This is a genomic window from Clostridium sp. HBUAS56017, assembly GCF_007115085.1.
GTDB lineage: Bacteria > Bacillota > Clostridia > Clostridiales > Clostridiaceae > Clostridium > Clostridium cibarium.
Map to the genome: position 1 here is coordinate 73633 of NZ_SULK01000014.1, position 15892 is coordinate 89524.

The following is a 15892-nucleotide window of genomic DNA, read 5'->3' on the forward strand; positions in this document are numbered from 1 at the left end:
AATCTATCATAAAATCATTGATAATTAATATGACATATGTCATATTAAACTTAGAATAAAAAATTATGAGGATGATTATGAATAAAATTAGAAGTAAAAAACTTAAATCTATGTATATAGAAAAATATAATATAAATGATGTATTTACAAATGATATGGAAAGTTTCATGGAGCTTTTATGTTTTAAAAAGAACGAGTATCTTTGTAGACAAAATGAAAAAATAAATTATCTTTTCTTTGCAGTTGAAGGAAGGCTAAAAGTATTTAAAACTCATAAGAACGGAAAAAATATACTATTATCCTTTAATCATCCACTTATGATACTTGGGGATTTGGAACTTATTAATTCTGAACTTGCTGATGCAAATATCCAGGCAATAGAAGATGCATACTGCATAGCTCTGCCTGTAGATAAGGTTCGTGAAATATTAATAAATGATTTAAAGTATTTAAGATATGCCTGTAATTCTATTAGTAAAAAGTTAAAAGAAACTTCTCAAAATAGTTCTATTAATTTAGTATATCCTTTAGAAAATAGGCTTGCTAGTTATATACTGGTTATGAAAGAAGAAGTAGATGGAAGTCTTAGATTTAATGGGAATCTAACTGAAATAGCTGAATTACTTGGAACTAGTTATAGACATCTATTAAGGACGCTAGAAGCTTTTATAAAAAAGGGAGCAATAAGGAAGAAGGAAAAATATTATGAAATATTAGATGAGGAGCTTTTAATAAAAATGTCAGCGGATTTATATAAGTAAATATTAAAGTATAAACAAAGGGAGCTTGGTATCCGGCGAAAGACAACCCAAGCTCCCCAATTAGCACTATTGTACCAACTGCTTAAATAGAATAACATAATTTATAAACATATACAAGAGAAATCTACTAAGTATTTAATTTTCTCTATTTTTCATAAAAATTGTGATTTTATAAGATTTATTAGAAAATTTAGTAACAATTTGGTATAATATAGATATTAAATAAAATAATGTAAAATCGGAAAAGTGAAAGGTAGAAAGGATATGGAAGTATTTAAATTTTTAAGTGCAGAAGAAACAATAAGTTATTTAAATGAAAATAACTCATATGGCTATGTGGTGTTTTGTGAACCAGAAAAGGTTTTAGAGCTTAATAAAAAAGTTAATGATAATGTAGTATTATGCTCAACATCAGGAGAATACACTTATGATGGTTTTGAAAGCCATGTATTTACAGGTTTTCAATATGATTTACAGGAGGTAGAGGTAGTAGAAGTCTTATATCCTCCAATAAAGAGTTTGGAAAAGCTTAATGGTGCTTATAATAAGGTGAAAGATAATGAAAATGCCCTTGCTTTATTACTTTGCGATGGATTGTCAGGTGTGGAAGAAAGTATAGTAACAACATTTTTCTTTGCAAAGGAAAACTTCAAAATCATAGGGGGAAGTGCTGGAGATTATACTGAATTTAAAGAAACTCTAATTTACATTGGAAAGAAAAAAGTACATAGTGTTGCCTTATTCTTTAATAGTAAGAAGAAAACACAAATAGTAAAGGAAAATATATATAAGCCAACAGGGATAAAGTTATTGGTAACTGATGCTGATCCAATAAATAGAGTGGTTAAAACATTTAATAATAATAATGCAAGCACAGAATATGCTAAAGCCTTAGGAATTACAGAAAGTGAACTTTCAAGCCATTTTATGAATAATCCTCTAGGGAAGATAGGAAAAGATAATATTTATATAGCTTCACCTATGAAAGTTAATGAGAATAAGTCAATTACTTTCTACTGTCAGATGTTACCTAATACTTTTGTTGAATTACTTGAACCAATGGATCCAATAAGTATGCTCCAAAATACTATTAGCGAAATTAAGTTTAAACCTAAGTTTACTCTAGCTTTAAATTGCATTTTAAGAAGTATAAAATTTCAAAATGAAGGACTATGGAAAAATTTTGATCATGAGTTATTAAGGTTCTGTAAAAATACTACAGGATTTATTTGCTATGGAGAGCAATTTTATAAGCATCATTTCAATCAAACCATGGTTCTTTTAGCTATGGAATAAACTTAAGGGGGTATTAATTTGTTTAATAGAAAAAGAAAGGAACAAGATATATTTAAAAATGAAGAAAAGATATATGAAGTAGAAAATCTTTCAAAAAATAAATTTGACTATATTGAGGAAGTTTTTGTTTTATCATCAGAAATAGATAAAAATATTAATGGTCTCTTTAAGGAAGAAGGCGGAATGACTTATGGCTTAAAAAAGCTTCATGAGGGAAATGAATATACAACAAGTCAAATTCAAGAAATAGAAAAATATCTTCATACAGTATCAAATAATAATGATAATATAGAAGAATTGGTAGGAGAGGTGTTTGGAAAACTAAAATTATCATCCAGTGAAATAAGTAGTGCAGGAAAGGCAATAGATAGCTTAGCAAATCATATGGGGTCAGTTCATAATGCATTTCAAGACATAGTTAGTAGCTTTGAAGATTTGCAAAAAGAATATATGAATATTAATAAGATAGCAAACCTTATTACAGACATATCTACTCAAACTAATCTTTTAGCTTTAAATGCATCTATAGAAGCAGCAAGGGCTGGAGATGCAGGAAAAGGATTTTCAGTTGTGGCAAATGAAATAAAAAAGTTATCTGAGAATACTAAAAATAGCGTAAAGAGTATCTTTGATTCTAATAAAAATATGACGAAAATTATAGAACTACTAAGGGTAAAGTCCAATGAAGGGTCAGAAGTAGTTAATGCTACAATAAGTGGCATTAGAGCATCTGAGAATCAGTTAGGCAGAATGCTCCAAGCAGGTAAAGACGTAGCTACAAGCATGGGAAAGGTAAAAGAATCTCAAATGGAGAATAAGGAAAACATAGAATCTATAGAGAAGAATTTGGGAAATGTAGTTGAGAAATCAATTAATGATAATAATGATTTAGAAGAATTAATATATAGCGTACAAGCTAAAGCTGATTTTTATTTACATATTTTAAATCATTTAAATCAGATTAAGATTCTTCAAAAGGAATATGAAGAAAGTAAGTAAAAGTAATAGGAGAGGTTTATAATGAAGAAAAAGTTAAAGCATTTAGTTAGTATAATGGTTATTGCAGGATTAGTAGTAGGTTCATATTCTTTACAACCAAAGGTGATAGATAACATTCTTTTAGAATTTGCTAAAACTAAAGTTTCACAAAATAATAAAGACGTAAAATTAGTAATAGACAAAGATAATGAAAATACATTGCCTAAAAATTTTAGAATGTCAGGTGATGTAATTAATAGAGAATCATCTAGTAATGTTAACTTAAAAGGATTAAGAGACTTGAATGAATCAGGTAGTGGGGCTCTTAGTAAAAACAGCCTTAAAATGATAAAAGATAAATTTGAAGCTAATAAAAAAATCAAAAATATTATAGATGTAGATTTAAGGCAAGAAGCTCATGGCTTTCTTAAGGGAATGGCTATAAGTTGGTATGGAAAAAGAGATCAGGCTAATATAAATAAAGAAAGAAAAGATATCATAAGGAATGAAAAGGATAAATTAAAAAAGATTAAAAAAGATAAATATATTGTTTTTGATAAACTTAAAGAAGGGAAATCTGTTAATACCATTTCTGAAATTATAAAACCTAAAAAAGTTCAGACAGAAAAACAATTAGCAGAATCTCAAAAAATAGATTATTTAAGACTTACTGTAACAGATCACTTAAAACCTAAGGATGATGAAGTAGACTTATTTGTAAAAAAGATGAGAAAAATATCTACAAAGGATACTTGGGTTCATTTTCACTGTAGAGGTGGGGTAGGAAGAACTACTACTTTTATGGCTATGTATGATATGATGCATAATGCAAAAGAAGTAAGTTTTGAAGATATAATGGAGCGTCAAGCACTTATAGGTGGATCTGATATCTTAAAGAAAGATGCTGAAGATAATGAAACAGGGGATGAAAATAGAGGCGATTTTTTAAAGAAATTCTATAAGTATTGTAAATTAAATAATGATAACTTTAAAACATCTTGGAGTGAGTGGTGTTTTGAATAAAAGTTTTATTTAAATTTGATACTTACAATTTATCAAATGGTGAGCATACAGTAAAATGAATCAGCCGAAAATTTAAGTAGGTTGGTTCATTATTTTTTAATAGGACAAGCTAATAAGCTGAACTATTTCTATTGTTTATTAGGCAAAGTATAAGTATAATAAACCTTGTATGTTTAACAAATAGTAATTAATTGAGGTATCTAATACATGAGTAAATTTAAAAAAGTTTATATAGAAATAACAAATGTATGTAATCTTAGTTGTAGTTTTTGTCCTAAAACAAAGCGAGAGAAGAAATTTTTAACAACTGAGGAATTTAAAATAATACTTAAAGAAATAAAACCCTATACAAAATTTATATATTTTCATCTGATGGGAGAACCATTACTTAATCCAAATCTTGAAGAATTTCTAGAGATGGCATACGAAGAAGGCTTTAAAGTTAACATAACTACAAATGGAACTTTAATTCCAAAGGTATATAAGATTTTGTTAAATTCAAAAGCATTAAGACAAGTTAATATTTCTTTACATAGCTTTGAAGCAAACAAAAATCAAGTATCTTTTAATGAGTATTTAAATGGAGTAATTGATTTTATAAAACAAGCTAATGAAAATACTAATATAATTTGTTCTATGAGACTTTGGAATAATGACAGTAGTCTATTAGATATTAAGGGAGAAAATGATCTTAATGTAGAAATAATAAATGAAATAAAGATAGAACTTCATTATCTTGGGGACTTAAAGGAAACACTTGACAGGGACAATAAGGTTAAGATTAGGGATAGAGTTTATTTAAATGGAGCAGAAAAATTTCAATGGCCTAGTATGGATGCAGAATTTTTTGGAGACATAGGCTTTTGCCATGGCTTAAGAGATCACTTTGGTATATTGGTAGATGGTACAGTAGTTCCTTGTTGTTTAGATGGGGAAGGACAGATACCTCTTGGAAATATATATAATAAGCCACTTGAGGATATTTTAGAAGGAGAGAGAGCTAAAAAGATTTATGATGGCTTTTCTGGACGTAAGAGAGTAGAAGAACTTTGCAAGAGATGTGGATATAGTGAGGTTTTTAAGAAGTAGATATTTATATAGTGTACAAGAATAATTTGATTTTAAGAACTTACAGAAATTCATTTCGAATTTTGTAAGTTCTTTTTGTGTTAGTTTAAATCAACAAAATCAAGCTTAAAAACAACCTAACCCTTTAAGATCACTACCATTAACTAAATGCATGAATTTAACATCAGGTATTAATTCATCACTATTGGTGTAATCTCTCTTTTTAGTTAGTTCGCTTATATCTAAGCTTTGGAAGTCAGAAGCTGTTACAGTAATTCCTTCTATATTCCATGAGTTGCTACTTACATTTTTACTAGGTAGATTAGAATCTTTTATTGCTATTCCGTTAAATGAAAGATTATTATGAACTATTTCTCTTGTTCCAGGAATATCTGTAGGATTATTTATGCTAACACGTTCTAGCATATCAAAGTTACCACCTCTATTATTATAAGCTGTATTATTATACCAATATGCAGATTGTCCAGGTTGATGATTTGCATAGAATCCATGAGCTTTATTATTAGCTGCTAAGCAGGCATAAACAGTATGAACTGGAACAGGATCATATGGTGTTCCTGATGCATATCCACCAATCTTGAAGCCGTTAGAATCACCGCCTGCATTCATATCAAAAGCCCAACAATGATCAAACGTATTAGCTCCTTTTGAAGTTAGGCAGTCAAATCCGTCATCACTATTATTCCATGAACGGCAATATTGGAATACAACACCATTTCCATGGGCACCAAAACCATCAGTGTTACCAATTGAAAATTTTGTAGGGCCTATATTGTTGTAAGCATCACATTTAGTACAATAACCAGTTCCGTTATTAACAAAATAGAAGCCATTAGCTTCAGTATCATGGCATGTTACCTCGTAAAGTAGAGCATTACCTTCAACTCTAAAACATTCTGATTGTTTTTGATTACCAACCTTTACTCCTGTTACATCAATTGTTGCAATGGTAACATCTGTTACCCCTTTTGCTATGTGGAATGCAGCTACACGCTTATTAGTAGGTACAGTTGAGAAATCAAAAACCGGTATATCTGAAGATGAAAATGCCCTATAAGTAATTCCGCTTTTTGTAATATTATTTACATAATTATATGTATTATCTGAAGAAGCAATATTAAAATTTTTATAAGTTCCTCCCATTATAAAGACTGTATCACCATAAGAAGCTACTGCTTGTGCCTTTGATATACTTGCAAATGGTGAATTTATACTTCCAGAGTTATTATCGTTACCAATTGGCGACATATAATATTCTGCTGCATGTGCAAATACTGGTGTTAATAAACTAGCACCAAAAACAATTAATGATAAGATAAATTTTTTTATTAAGTTTTTCATAGTTTCCCCCTAAGTTCTATCATTTAAAATAAAGTGTTAAAGTGTACATTTCAAAATTTTAATATAGGTAATACTTTTTTCATTTTAAATAGCTTTTTATGTATGTTTCACCTCTCCCTTTGTAGATATTCACACTAAATTTGGACTTTAACGACTTTTATGTAATATTGTAACATAAAATAACTAAAACTGTAAAAAATAGTTTTTAATCTAATAAAATGTATGCTATTATAATAAAAGTCAATTATATAAATATTAACTATATTAAGTAAAATTGGTCTAATTGGCTTATCATAATATAATATCTAGGGGGAAACGTAAATGAAGAAAGTAAAATTATTAGGTCTTGGAGTGGCGATGGTTTTGACATTAGCAACTACTTCAGGTCACACAGCAGCACAAGCAGCAACAGGAAGAACATTAGTTGTAAATGAAGGAGAAACATCATTAAGTAGTATAGTGGAAAGTTCACAAGCAGGAGATACCATACAAATTAATGGTACTGTAAAATCAGGAACTGTTAATGTTCCAGAAGGTGTAAATATTGTAGGAGGAACTAATGCAGTAATTGATTTTTCTTTAACTAAATTTGGACAAAAGGGATTAAATGTTTTACATGATGGATCTACAATTCAAAATTTAGAAATCTGCAATGCTGGAGACAATGGAATATTTGTTCAAGGTAATAATAATGTATTCTATGGAGTATATGTTCATGATAACAAAGATGCAGGGGTTCAAGTATCAAATGGAGGAGCAAATAACTATTTTGGATATGTATATTCCTACTATAATGCAGATCCAAAAGGAGAAAATGCAGATGGATTTGCAATAAAATTACATTCTGGAGAAGGTAATGTATTAGAAGATTGCGTTGCTGCATGTAATTCAGATGATGGATATGATTTATATGCTGCCCATGGAGCTGTAACATTTAATAGATGTAAGGCAATAAATAATGGTGAGTGGAATGGAATAAGAGGAGATGGAAATGGATTTAAAGTTGGAGGGATAGATAATAAGACTCCAGGAGTTGCAGCACATCCAGACCCTTTAAATCATATATTAACAGATTGTGAAGCATCAGGTAATACACGTAATGGATTTGATAGAAACAATCAAACAGGAGTAGTAACTATGTTAAGATGTACAGCAAATGCAAATGGAGGAGCTAATTATAGTTTCCCTCAATCAGGAACTCCATCAGCATTAGGATATAAAGTAACTTTTGGTAGAGCTATAATTGAGGATTGTGTTTCTGCCAATAATGCTAATAACAATATTAGTGGTGCTGATTTATATGGAGATTGTACTGGGTTTTAATTAAATGATTAAAATCAAGTTATCATAGTTTTTCATAATAAAATAAAGATAGCTAAATGCTAATATAATAAAAAATAGTACAAGAGGTTTATACTTCTTGTACTAAATTTTTTAGTGAAATATCTAAAACTTTAAAGGAGTGTGTTAAAGCTCCACAGGAGATGTAGTCTGCACCAGTTAAGGCATAATCTTTAATAGTATTTAGTGTTATATTTCCAGAGCATTCGGTTATAGCTCTCTTGTTTATTAACTGAACCATTTCTTTAGCTTGAGAAGGAGACATATTATCAAGCATAATGATATCAGCCTTAGCTTCTAGGGCTTCTAGCACTTCTTCCTTAGTTTCAGTTTCAACTTCAATTTTAACTGTGAAAGAAGAATTCTTTTTTGCAAGATAAACAGCTTCTTTTATACCTCCTGCTGCATCTATATGATTATCCTTTATTACAACTGAATCAGAAAGTGAAAATCTATGGTTTTTTCCACCTCCACATAAAACAGAATATTTGTCTAAATGTCTATATAAAGGAGTTGTCTTTCTTGTATCTACTATCTTGGAATGTAGACCTTCAAGTTTTTTTACATATTCGTAGGTTGTAGTAGCAATTCCACTCATTCTTTGCATCAAATTAAGAGCAATCCTTTCACCCATCAGAATATTTCTAGTATTTCCATAAACCTCAGCTATCTTGGTACCTTTTTTCACCTTATCCCCATCACTTACAGTAAATGAAACTTCTACATCTCCTAAAATTTGAAAAACTCTAGAAAAAACTTCTAAGCCGCAAATAATACCATCTTCTTTAACTATAAGAGATACTCGTCCTCTGCTTTTTTCATCTATTGTGGCATTAGTTGTTATATCGACAAAAGGCATATCTTCCTGAAAGGCTCTCTTTATAAGATCATCAACAATTAAGAAGTTTAGCATAATTTTCATCAACCCTTTCTTTTAGGAAATCAATTAATTCTTCTTTAGTTGGATAATTAACTGTGTTCGAATATAGTTCTTCGTTTATTTTTTTAGCACATCTATAGGCAAAAACAACACCTTCAAGTAGGGAATTGCTAGCAAGTCTATTATTCCCATGGACTCCTGTACAAGCTGTTTCACCTAAGGCGTATAAATTAGTTAAATTTGTTTCACCGTTTATATCAACCTTTATACCACCCATGGCATAGTGATGTGCAGGAGATATAGGAAGCATATCAGTATCCATTATATATCCTCGACTTAAGCATTCACTATATATAAATGGGAAGCGCTTCATTAGAAAATTTTTATCTAAATGAGTTAAATCTAGATATACGTATGGAGTATCAGGAGTTTTTGATATCTCTTTTAGTATTGCCTTTGAAACTATATCACGAGGCTTTAGAGAATCTACAAATTCTTCTCCCTTTAAGTTTCTAATGATTCCACCTTCTCCTCGTAAAGATTCTGAAAGTAATAATCTTTTGCCATTTGAATTTTTTTCATAAAGAACAGTAGGATGTAATTGAAGATAATTTATATCTTGAATAGCTACATTGTTTTTAAGGGCTATTGAAATTCCATCTCCAGTTAAGGAAGGAAAGTTTGTGGTAGAAGTAAATAATCCACCTAGGCCTCCAGTTGCAAGGATTGTAGACTTGGCATGAATTTCTAAAGTATCATCTTTAAAGCTACAAATTCCTCCGAGACAAAGCTTATCCTTTTTTATAATGTCTATAAGTCTACATTTTTCTATTACTTCTATGTTAGTCCTAGTTTCAAGTTCTTTATAAAGACTTTCCATTATATACTTACCTGTTTCATCTTTTACGTGAGCAATCCTAAAGGTACTGTGACCACCTTCTCTAGTATAGCTTAATGAACCATCTTCATTTTTATCAAAAGGAACATGAAGATCAATTAATCTCTTTATATTATCTTTAGATTCTTTAACTAAGATTTCTACAGACTTTTTATTGTTCTTATAATTTCCTGCTTTAATGGTATCTTCAATATAAGGAATTATGTCATCATCATTTAAAACTGTTGAAATACCTCCTTGAGCTAAATAAGAGTTGCAGTCTCTTAAGTTTTCTTTTGTAATTAATATTATCTTCAAATTTTTGTTTAGGTTTAGAGCAGAATATACTCCTGCTACACCAGTACCAGCAATTAATACATCACAGGTTTTAATCACATTAGTCATCTCCTAATTTATGCATATTTTCTAAAGCTCTATGAGCTTTTAGTCTCATTTCTTCATCTATGATTATCTCATTAGATTCATTTAGCAAACAGTCATATAATTTTTGTAGATTTGTCATCTTCATATTAGGGCAAATCATGGAATTATTAAGAGGTAAAAATTCTTTATCTGGGTTCTTTAGTTTCATTTGATAAAGCACACCTTCTTCAGTTACAACCACAAACCCCTTTGAAGGAGAGTTAGTAGCATAATTAATTATTTCCGAAGTACTGCCTATAAAACTTGCAAGATCACGAACTTCCTTTTTACATTCAGGATGAACTAGTACTTCATAAGTTGGATGCTTTTCAGTTAATTCTGTAATATCCCAAGGTTCAACTCTCTCATGAGTTGGGCAGAAACCTTGGTATAATATAAATTTCTTGTTTGGGAAATGTTCAGCTATAAATTCACCTAAGTTTCTATCAGGTAAAAATATAATTTCTTCTTCTTTTATGTTATTCATTATTTTTAGAGCAGAAGAAGAGGTTACACAAACATCTGACACTGCTTTAATATCTAAATTTGTATTTATATAGCTAATTATTTTAGCCTTTGGATGTTCTTTTTTTAAATCTTCAAGCCTGTCTATTAAAGCCATATCAGCCATAGGGCATCTTGATTCTTCAGCAGGTAAAAGTATCTTTTTATGAGGAGATAATATTTTAGCACTTTCAGCCATAAATCTTACTCCGCAAAAAACAATAAGATTAGAGGAGGATTCTAAAGCTTTCTTACTTAAGAAATATGAATCTCCGGTAATATCAGCTATCTCTTGAATTTCAGGCCTTTGGTATAGATGAGCAAGTATAAGTGCTCCTTTTTCTTTCTTTAGTTTTTTTATTTCTTCTACTAGATTCAATTTTAACAACTCCTTGCAGATTATACAGGTGTATATACACTTGTATAAAGTTTAAGATAATAGGGAGGGTTTGTCAATTTTTTTTAGCTTTAGATTGAAAATATTAGAGGGTAGGGTTGTATATAAATTTACAAATGTGGAAAGAATCACATTAGGGAGTGATGTAAATGAGTAAAATTAAGAAATTCATTCTTTTAGGTGCAATTATTTTAACCTTGTTGTTTGTTATAAGTTATTTCGTGTTTGATAATTACTTAAATAATCAAAATCAAATAGCAGAAGAAAACAATCAAACTACTTTAGCAAAAGATAAAACAAAAGTTTTAGATGATAATTTTAAAATAACCTTATTTAAAGGTGATGTTAAAGAAAGAGAAAGTACCTTAAAAGATATGAAAAAGGAATTAGGTCTTGGAGATAATGTTACAGAAGAGGCCCTACGAAAGGCTCTAGAGAATAATGGATATACTGTAGATGCAGTTTACGATAATGAGATTTCTTTTAAAAGATCTCCAGAAAGTGCTGTGGAACCTAACAAATATTATATTAGAGAATTTGATGGATATTTTGCTATTTATGGCAGTGATAAGGACGGAAATCTTTTAATTGAAAATCCTTCTACAGATATATATAATGAAAGAAAAAAATTTAAAGATTTGCCAAAAAGCGATCAAGATATTATAAATAGACTAGATTTAAAGTTTAATACAAAGGCTGAGGCAGAAGAAAAACTATCAGAGCTTATTTCGTAATATGAGCTAATAATAATTTATCTACAAATATAATAATTTTTTATCTTTATCTTAATAAAGGTTGATTTAATGGAACATAATTTCTATTAAATCAGCCTTTTCTTAATTTAACTAGTACTTTAGAAATAGTTGAAAGATTCTATGTTAAATGATAAAGTATAATAAGGATTTAATGAGAACATACTTTCACTTTTCACTGGAGGATAAAAATGTACGAGTATATAAAAGGTAAATATATAGGAATAAATAAAGACTATATAATTTTAGAGAATAATAACATTGGATATAAAATTTTTACATCAGGAGCTACAATGTCTAGCTTGCCGAAGTCTGGAGAAGAAATTATGCTTTATCTAGAGCAGATAGTAAGAGAAGATTTTATAGGTCTTTATGGTTTTGAATCTAAAGAAGAACTTGAGATGTTTAAGTTATTATTATCTATTAATGGGGTTGGAGCAAAGGCTGCATTATCTCTATTATCTATAAGTAGAGTTAATAACCTTAAGTATGCCATAATTATGGAAGATGAGAAACATATTTGTAGAGCTCCTGGCATTGGAAAGAAAACTGCTGGAAGAATCATATTAGAACTTAAGGATAAGCTTAAGAAAGAAGATATGGCAGTTAATAAGGATGAAAACGGAACTAACATGGACTTAGATAGCGATATAGAATATAGAGCAAACTTAAGTGAAGTTCTAGGAGCATTGCTTGCTTTAGGCTATAGCGAAAAAGAAGCTGAGGCTGCTATAAGTAAGGCAAATAAAGAAGATACAGTAGAGAACATTATTAAGAACTGTTTAAAGATATTAATGGGATAGGAGGTTATATTTTATGGAAAGAATCATTACTTCTAGAGAAATAGAGGAGGATTCTAATGGAGAATTAAGTTTAAGACCTCAAAAGATTAGTGAATATATAGGACAGGACAAAGTAAAGGAAAGACTAGATATCTTTATTAAGGCTGCACAAAAAAGAGAAGAGGCACTAGACCATGTGCTTTTATATGGACCACCAGGACTTGGTAAAACAACTTTAGCTAATATCATAGCTAAGGAGATGGGTGGAGATTTAAAGGTAACTTCAGGGCCTGCCATAGAGAGAGCTGGAGATTTAGCAGCTATTTTAACAACCCTTAAAGATAACGATGTCTTATTTATAGATGAGATACATAGACTTAATAGAAGTGTAGAGGAAATACTTTATCCTGCTATGGAAGATTATGCATTAGATATAGTTATAGGAAAAGGTGCAGCGGCAAAATCCATAAGATTAGATCTTCCAGCCTTTACTTTAATAGGTGCAACTACTAGAATAGGAATGTTAACAGCACCTCTTAGAGACAGATTTGGAGTTATGTGTGCTATGGAATATTACACAGTTGAGCAGCTTAAAGAAATAGTTGTTAGAAGTGCCATAGTGCTTGGATGTAACATAACAGAAGAAGGGGCTATTGAAATTGCAAGAAGGTCAAGAGGGACTCCAAGAATAGCAAATAGGCTTCTTAAAAGGGTAAGAGATTATTCCGAAGTATATTCAGAAGGATTAATTAGCTTAAATGAAGCAAGAAAAGCATTGGAGCTTCTAGAAGTTGATGATAAAGGCTTTGATAGAGTAGATAATAAGATATTAGAAGCTATTATAGATAACTTTAATGGAGGTCCTGTAGGTATAGAAACATTATCATATTTTATAGGTGAAGAGCTTGGAACTCTTGAAGATGTATATGAACCATATCTTCTTCAAGGAGGGTATATAATTAGAACTCCAAGGGGAAGGGTTGCTTCAGAGAAAGCCTATAAGCATTTAGGTAGAGATATGAAGAAGAAAAAAAATAATGGAGAACAAGGAAGTTTTTTTAAGTAGTTAGGAGACGTGAAGATATAATGAAGGTAACTGATTTTGATTTCCATCTTCCAGAGGAGCTTATAGCACAACACCCTCTAGAAAAGAGAGATCAGTCAAGATTAATGGTTTTAGATAAGAATACTGGAGAGATAGAACATAAAAAGTTTTATGATATTATAGATTACCTTGAAAAGGGTGATACCTTAGTATTGAATAATACTAGAGTTATGCCAGCAAGACTTATTGGAGAAAAGGAAAATACAGGTGGAAAGATAGAATTCCTTTTATTAAAGAGAATAGAAGGAGACAAGTGGGAGTCTTTAGCTAAGCCTGGTAAAAGTGCAAGGGTTGGAAGAAGATTTACCTTTGGAGAAGGAAAGCTTAAGGCAGAAGTTATTGAAGTTTTAGAAAATGGTAATAGAATTATTGAATTTGAATATGAAGGTATCTTTGAAGAAGTATTAGATTCCCTTGGGGAAATGCCACTTCCACCATATATTCATGAAAGACTAGAAGATAAGGAAAGATATCAGACAGTTTATTCAAAGGAAGAAGGTTCAGCAGCGGCGCCTACAGCTGGCTTACACTTTACAAAGGAATTATTAAAGAAGATAGAAGATAAAGGTATAAATATAACATATGTAACTTTGCATGTGGGACTTGGGACTTTTAGACCTGTAAAGGTAGAAACTATTGAAGATCATGATATGCATTCAGAATTTTATACATTGTCTAAGGAAACAGCAGAAATCATCAATGAAACAAAAAGAAGAGGTAATAGGATTATTTCTGTAGGAACTACTTCTACAAGAACCTTAGAAACTATAGGTGATGAAAATGGATTTGTAAAGGAACAAAGTGGATGGACAAATATATTTATCTATCCTGGATATAAGTTTAAGGTTGTAGATAATCTTATAACAAACTTCCATTTACCAGAATCAACTCTTATTATGTTAGTTTCCACTCTTGCAGGAAGGGAACATGTAATGAATGCCTATGAAGAAGCAGTAAAAGAAAGATATAGATTCTTCTCCTTTGGAGATGCTATGTTTATAAAGTGAAACTTTTTATGTGGAGTTTTAACTCCAGATGAATTTAGTTGAACCTATCCAGGAGCGTGCAGCTGTTATCTCCCCTTTGAAGAAAGGGAGTATTACAGATGCTAGCTATCGGATAAAGTAACTACATGAGATATATTAAGGAGTGAAATAATTGTCTAAAAGATATACATTATTAAAGAAAGACGGTAAGGCAAGAAGAGGTAGATTTGTAACACCTCATGGAACGATAGAGACACCAGTATTTATGAATGTTGGAACGCTAGCAGCTATAAAAGGTGCAGTTTCTTCAATGGATTTAAAAGAAATAGGATGTCAAGTGGAATTATCTAATACATATCACCTTCATTTAAGACCATCAGATAAGGTTGTAGCTAACATGGGAGGGCTTCATGAATTTATGAATTGGGATAGACCAATTCTTACAGATTCAGGTGGATTCCAAGTGTTTTCCCTTGCTGGAATTAGAAAAATAAAGGAAGAGGGAGTTTACTTTAATTCACATATAGATGGAAAGAGAATATTTATGGGACCAGAAGAGTCAATGCAAATTCAAAGTAATTTAGCATCTACAATAGCTATGGCCTTTGATGAATGTATTCCAAACCCATCAACAAGAGAATATGTATTAGACTCAGTAGCTAGAACTACAAGATGGCTTGAAAGATGTAAAACAGAAATGGACAGATTAAATTCTCTACCAGATACTATAAATAACGAACAGATGTTATTTGGTATTAATCAAGGTGGAACTTATGATGATATAAGAATAGAGCATGCTAAGACTATAACTAAGATGGATCTTGATGGGTATGCTATTGGTGGTCTTGCAGTTGGAGAAAGCCACGAAGATATGTATAGAATTATAGATTCTGTTGTGCCACATCTTCCTGAGGATAAACCTATATATTTAATGGGGGTTGGTACTCCAACTAATATACTTGAAGCGGTTGATAGAGGTGTAGACTTCTTTGATTGCGTACTTCCAGCTAGAAACGGCAGACATGGTCAGGTATTTACTAAAGATGGAAAGATAAACTTAATGAACTCAAAATTTGAGCTTGATAAGAGACCTATAGATGAAGGGTGTCAGTGTCCAACATGTAAGAGTTATACTAGAGGATATATAAGACACTTATTTAAAGCAAAAGAAATGCTTGCTATGAGATTATGCGTGCTTCATAACTTATATTTCTATAATAAACTTATGGAAGATATAAGAGCAGCTATAGATGGTGACTATTTCAAAGAATTTAAAGAGCAAAAGCTTAAAGAGTGGAACGGAAAAGCTTAGTATTGACAATGCTAAGGATTAAAGGTACACTACAAAATAAATAAC

At 30.5% G+C, this 15892-nt stretch carries 15 protein-coding genes; 11 read left to right on the forward strand and 4 right to left on the reverse strand.

Annotated elements, in window-relative coordinates; all coding sequences use genetic code 11:
- Positions 1–77 precede the first annotated feature (77 nt).
- From FAY47_RS12890 to FAY47_RS12910, 5 genes are all read left to right on the forward strand, one after another.
- On the forward strand, positions 78–761 hold the full coding sequence (locus tag FAY47_RS12890) for a cyclic nucleotide-binding domain-containing protein (protein WP_207706243.1): 684 nt from the start codon (positions 78–80) through the stop codon (positions 759–761).
- A gap of 264 nt (positions 762–1025) precedes the next feature.
- Entirely contained in the window at positions 1026–2057 is a 1032-nt protein-coding gene (locus FAY47_RS12895; RefSeq protein ID WP_143317245.1) for an FIST N-terminal domain-containing protein, read from the forward strand.
- Positions 2058–2075: 18 nt separating this feature from the next.
- Positions 2076–3056, forward strand: coding sequence for a methyl-accepting chemotaxis protein (locus FAY47_RS12900; protein ID WP_143317247.1), 981 nt, complete (start codon positions 2076–2078; stop codon positions 3054–3056).
- A gap of 21 nt (positions 3057–3077) precedes the next feature.
- Positions 3078–4058 carry a protein tyrosine phosphatase gene (locus FAY47_RS12905; RefSeq protein WP_243129618.1) on the forward strand — a complete coding sequence of 327 codons (981 nt, stop codon included), beginning with the start codon at positions 3078–3080 and terminating at the stop codon, positions 4056–4058.
- Between the two features lie 207 nt (positions 4059–4265).
- Positions 4266–5147, forward strand: coding sequence for a radical SAM/SPASM domain-containing protein (locus FAY47_RS12910; protein ID WP_143317251.1), 882 nt, complete (start codon positions 4266–4268; stop codon positions 5145–5147).
- Between the two features lie 105 nt (positions 5148–5252).
- Here the strand turns inward: FAY47_RS12910 and FAY47_RS12915 are convergent, their stop codons facing one another.
- Positions 5253–6488 (reverse strand): pectate lyase, encoded by a 1236-nt coding sequence (locus FAY47_RS12915; RefSeq protein WP_143317253.1) that lies wholly within the window; start codon positions 6486–6488, stop codon positions 5253–5255.
- 321 nt (positions 6489–6809) lie between these two features.
- Between FAY47_RS12915 and FAY47_RS12920 the strand changes: the two genes are divergently transcribed.
- On the forward strand, positions 6810–7811 hold the full coding sequence (locus tag FAY47_RS12920) for a right-handed parallel beta-helix repeat-containing protein (RefSeq protein ID WP_143317255.1): 1002 nt from the start codon (positions 6810–6812) through the stop codon (positions 7809–7811).
- 88 nt (positions 7812–7899) lie between these two features.
- On the opposite strand, the gene nadC is transcribed toward FAY47_RS12920, so the two are convergent.
- The 3 genes from nadC to nadA are packed head-to-tail and all read right to left on the reverse strand — an operon-like array spanning position 7900 to position 10892.
- Positions 7900–8742, reverse strand: coding sequence for a carboxylating nicotinate-nucleotide diphosphorylase (gene nadC / locus FAY47_RS12925; protein ID WP_143317336.1), 843 nt, complete (start codon positions 8740–8742; stop codon positions 7900–7902).
- Positions 8720–9982, reverse strand: a complete 1263-nt coding sequence (locus tag FAY47_RS12930; RefSeq protein ID WP_243129619.1) for an L-aspartate oxidase — start codon at positions 9980–9982, stop codon at positions 8720–8722. The genes nadC and FAY47_RS12930 overlap by 23 nt, the downstream gene beginning before the upstream one ends.
- 1 nt (position 9983) lies before the next feature.
- A complete protein-coding gene (nadA, locus tag FAY47_RS12935; protein ID WP_143317259.1) occupies positions 9984–10892 on the reverse strand; it encodes a quinolinate synthase NadA in 909 nt (302 codons plus the stop codon).
- Between the two features lie 167 nt (positions 10893–11059).
- Between nadA and FAY47_RS12940 the strand changes: the two genes are divergently transcribed.
- From FAY47_RS12940 to tgt, 5 genes are all read left to right on the forward strand, one after another.
- The gene (locus FAY47_RS12940; RefSeq protein WP_143317261.1) at positions 11060–11644 is read left to right on the forward strand and encodes a hypothetical protein; all 585 of its coding nucleotides are present in this window, start codon (positions 11060–11062) and stop codon (positions 11642–11644) included.
- Positions 11645–11853: 209 nt separating this feature from the next.
- The gene (gene ruvA, locus FAY47_RS12945; RefSeq protein WP_143317263.1) at positions 11854–12465 is read left to right on the forward strand and encodes a Holliday junction branch migration protein RuvA; all 612 of its coding nucleotides are present in this window, start codon (positions 11854–11856) and stop codon (positions 12463–12465) included.
- Positions 12466–12478: 13 nt separating this feature from the next.
- Complete coding sequence (gene ruvB / locus FAY47_RS12950) at positions 12479–13510, forward strand: Holliday junction branch migration DNA helicase RuvB (protein ID WP_143317265.1); 1032 nt, start codon at positions 12479–12481, stop codon at positions 13508–13510.
- A 20-nt stretch (positions 13511–13530) separates the two neighbouring features.
- Positions 13531–14556 (forward strand): tRNA preQ1(34) S-adenosylmethionine ribosyltransferase-isomerase QueA, encoded by a 1026-nt coding sequence (queA, locus tag FAY47_RS12955; protein WP_143317267.1) that lies wholly within the window; start codon positions 13531–13533, stop codon positions 14554–14556.
- Positions 14557–14707: 151 nt separating this feature from the next.
- Complete coding sequence (gene tgt / locus FAY47_RS12960; RefSeq protein ID WP_143317269.1) at positions 14708–15847, forward strand: tRNA guanosine(34) transglycosylase Tgt; 1140 nt, start codon at positions 14708–14710, stop codon at positions 15845–15847.
- The last annotated feature ends 45 nt before the right edge of the window (positions 15848–15892 follow it).

Excerpts from the sequence above, each read along its gene's own strand:
- FAY47_RS12895 (WP_143317245.1), top strand. The coding sequence starts at position 1,026 with ATGGAAGTATTTAAATTTTTAAGTGCAGAAGAAACAATAAGTTATTTA.
- FAY47_RS12940 (WP_143317261.1), top strand. The coding sequence starts at position 11,060 with ATGAGTAAAATTAAGAAATTCATTCTTTTAGGTGCAATTATTTTAACC.
- FAY47_RS12890 (WP_207706243.1), top strand. The coding sequence starts at position 78 with ATGAATAAAATTAGAAGTAAAAAACTTAAATCTATGTATATAGAAAAA.
- queA (WP_143317267.1), top strand. The coding sequence starts at position 13,531 with ATGAAGGTAACTGATTTTGATTTCCATCTTCCAGAGGAGCTTATAGCA.
- ruvA (WP_143317263.1), top strand. The coding sequence starts at position 11,854 with ATGTACGAGTATATAAAAGGTAAATATATAGGAATAAATAAAGACTAT.
- FAY47_RS12920 (WP_143317255.1), top strand. The coding sequence starts at position 6,810 with ATGAAGAAAGTAAAATTATTAGGTCTTGGAGTGGCGATGGTTTTGACA.
- FAY47_RS12910 (WP_143317251.1), top strand. The coding sequence starts at position 4,266 with ATGAGTAAATTTAAAAAAGTTTATATAGAAATAACAAATGTATGTAAT.
- ruvB (WP_143317265.1), top strand. The coding sequence starts at position 12,479 with ATGGAAAGAATCATTACTTCTAGAGAAATAGAGGAGGATTCTAATGGA.
- FAY47_RS12915 (WP_143317253.1), bottom strand. The coding sequence starts at position 6,488 with ATGAAAAACTTAATAAAAAAATTTATCTTATCATTAATTGTTTTTGGT.
- FAY47_RS12905 (WP_243129618.1), top strand. The coding sequence starts at position 3,078 with ATGAAGAAAAAGTTAAAGCATTTAGTTAGTATAATGGTTATTGCAGGA.
- nadC (WP_143317336.1), bottom strand. The coding sequence starts at position 8,742 with ATGCTAAACTTCTTAATTGTTGATGATCTTATAAAGAGAGCCTTTCAG.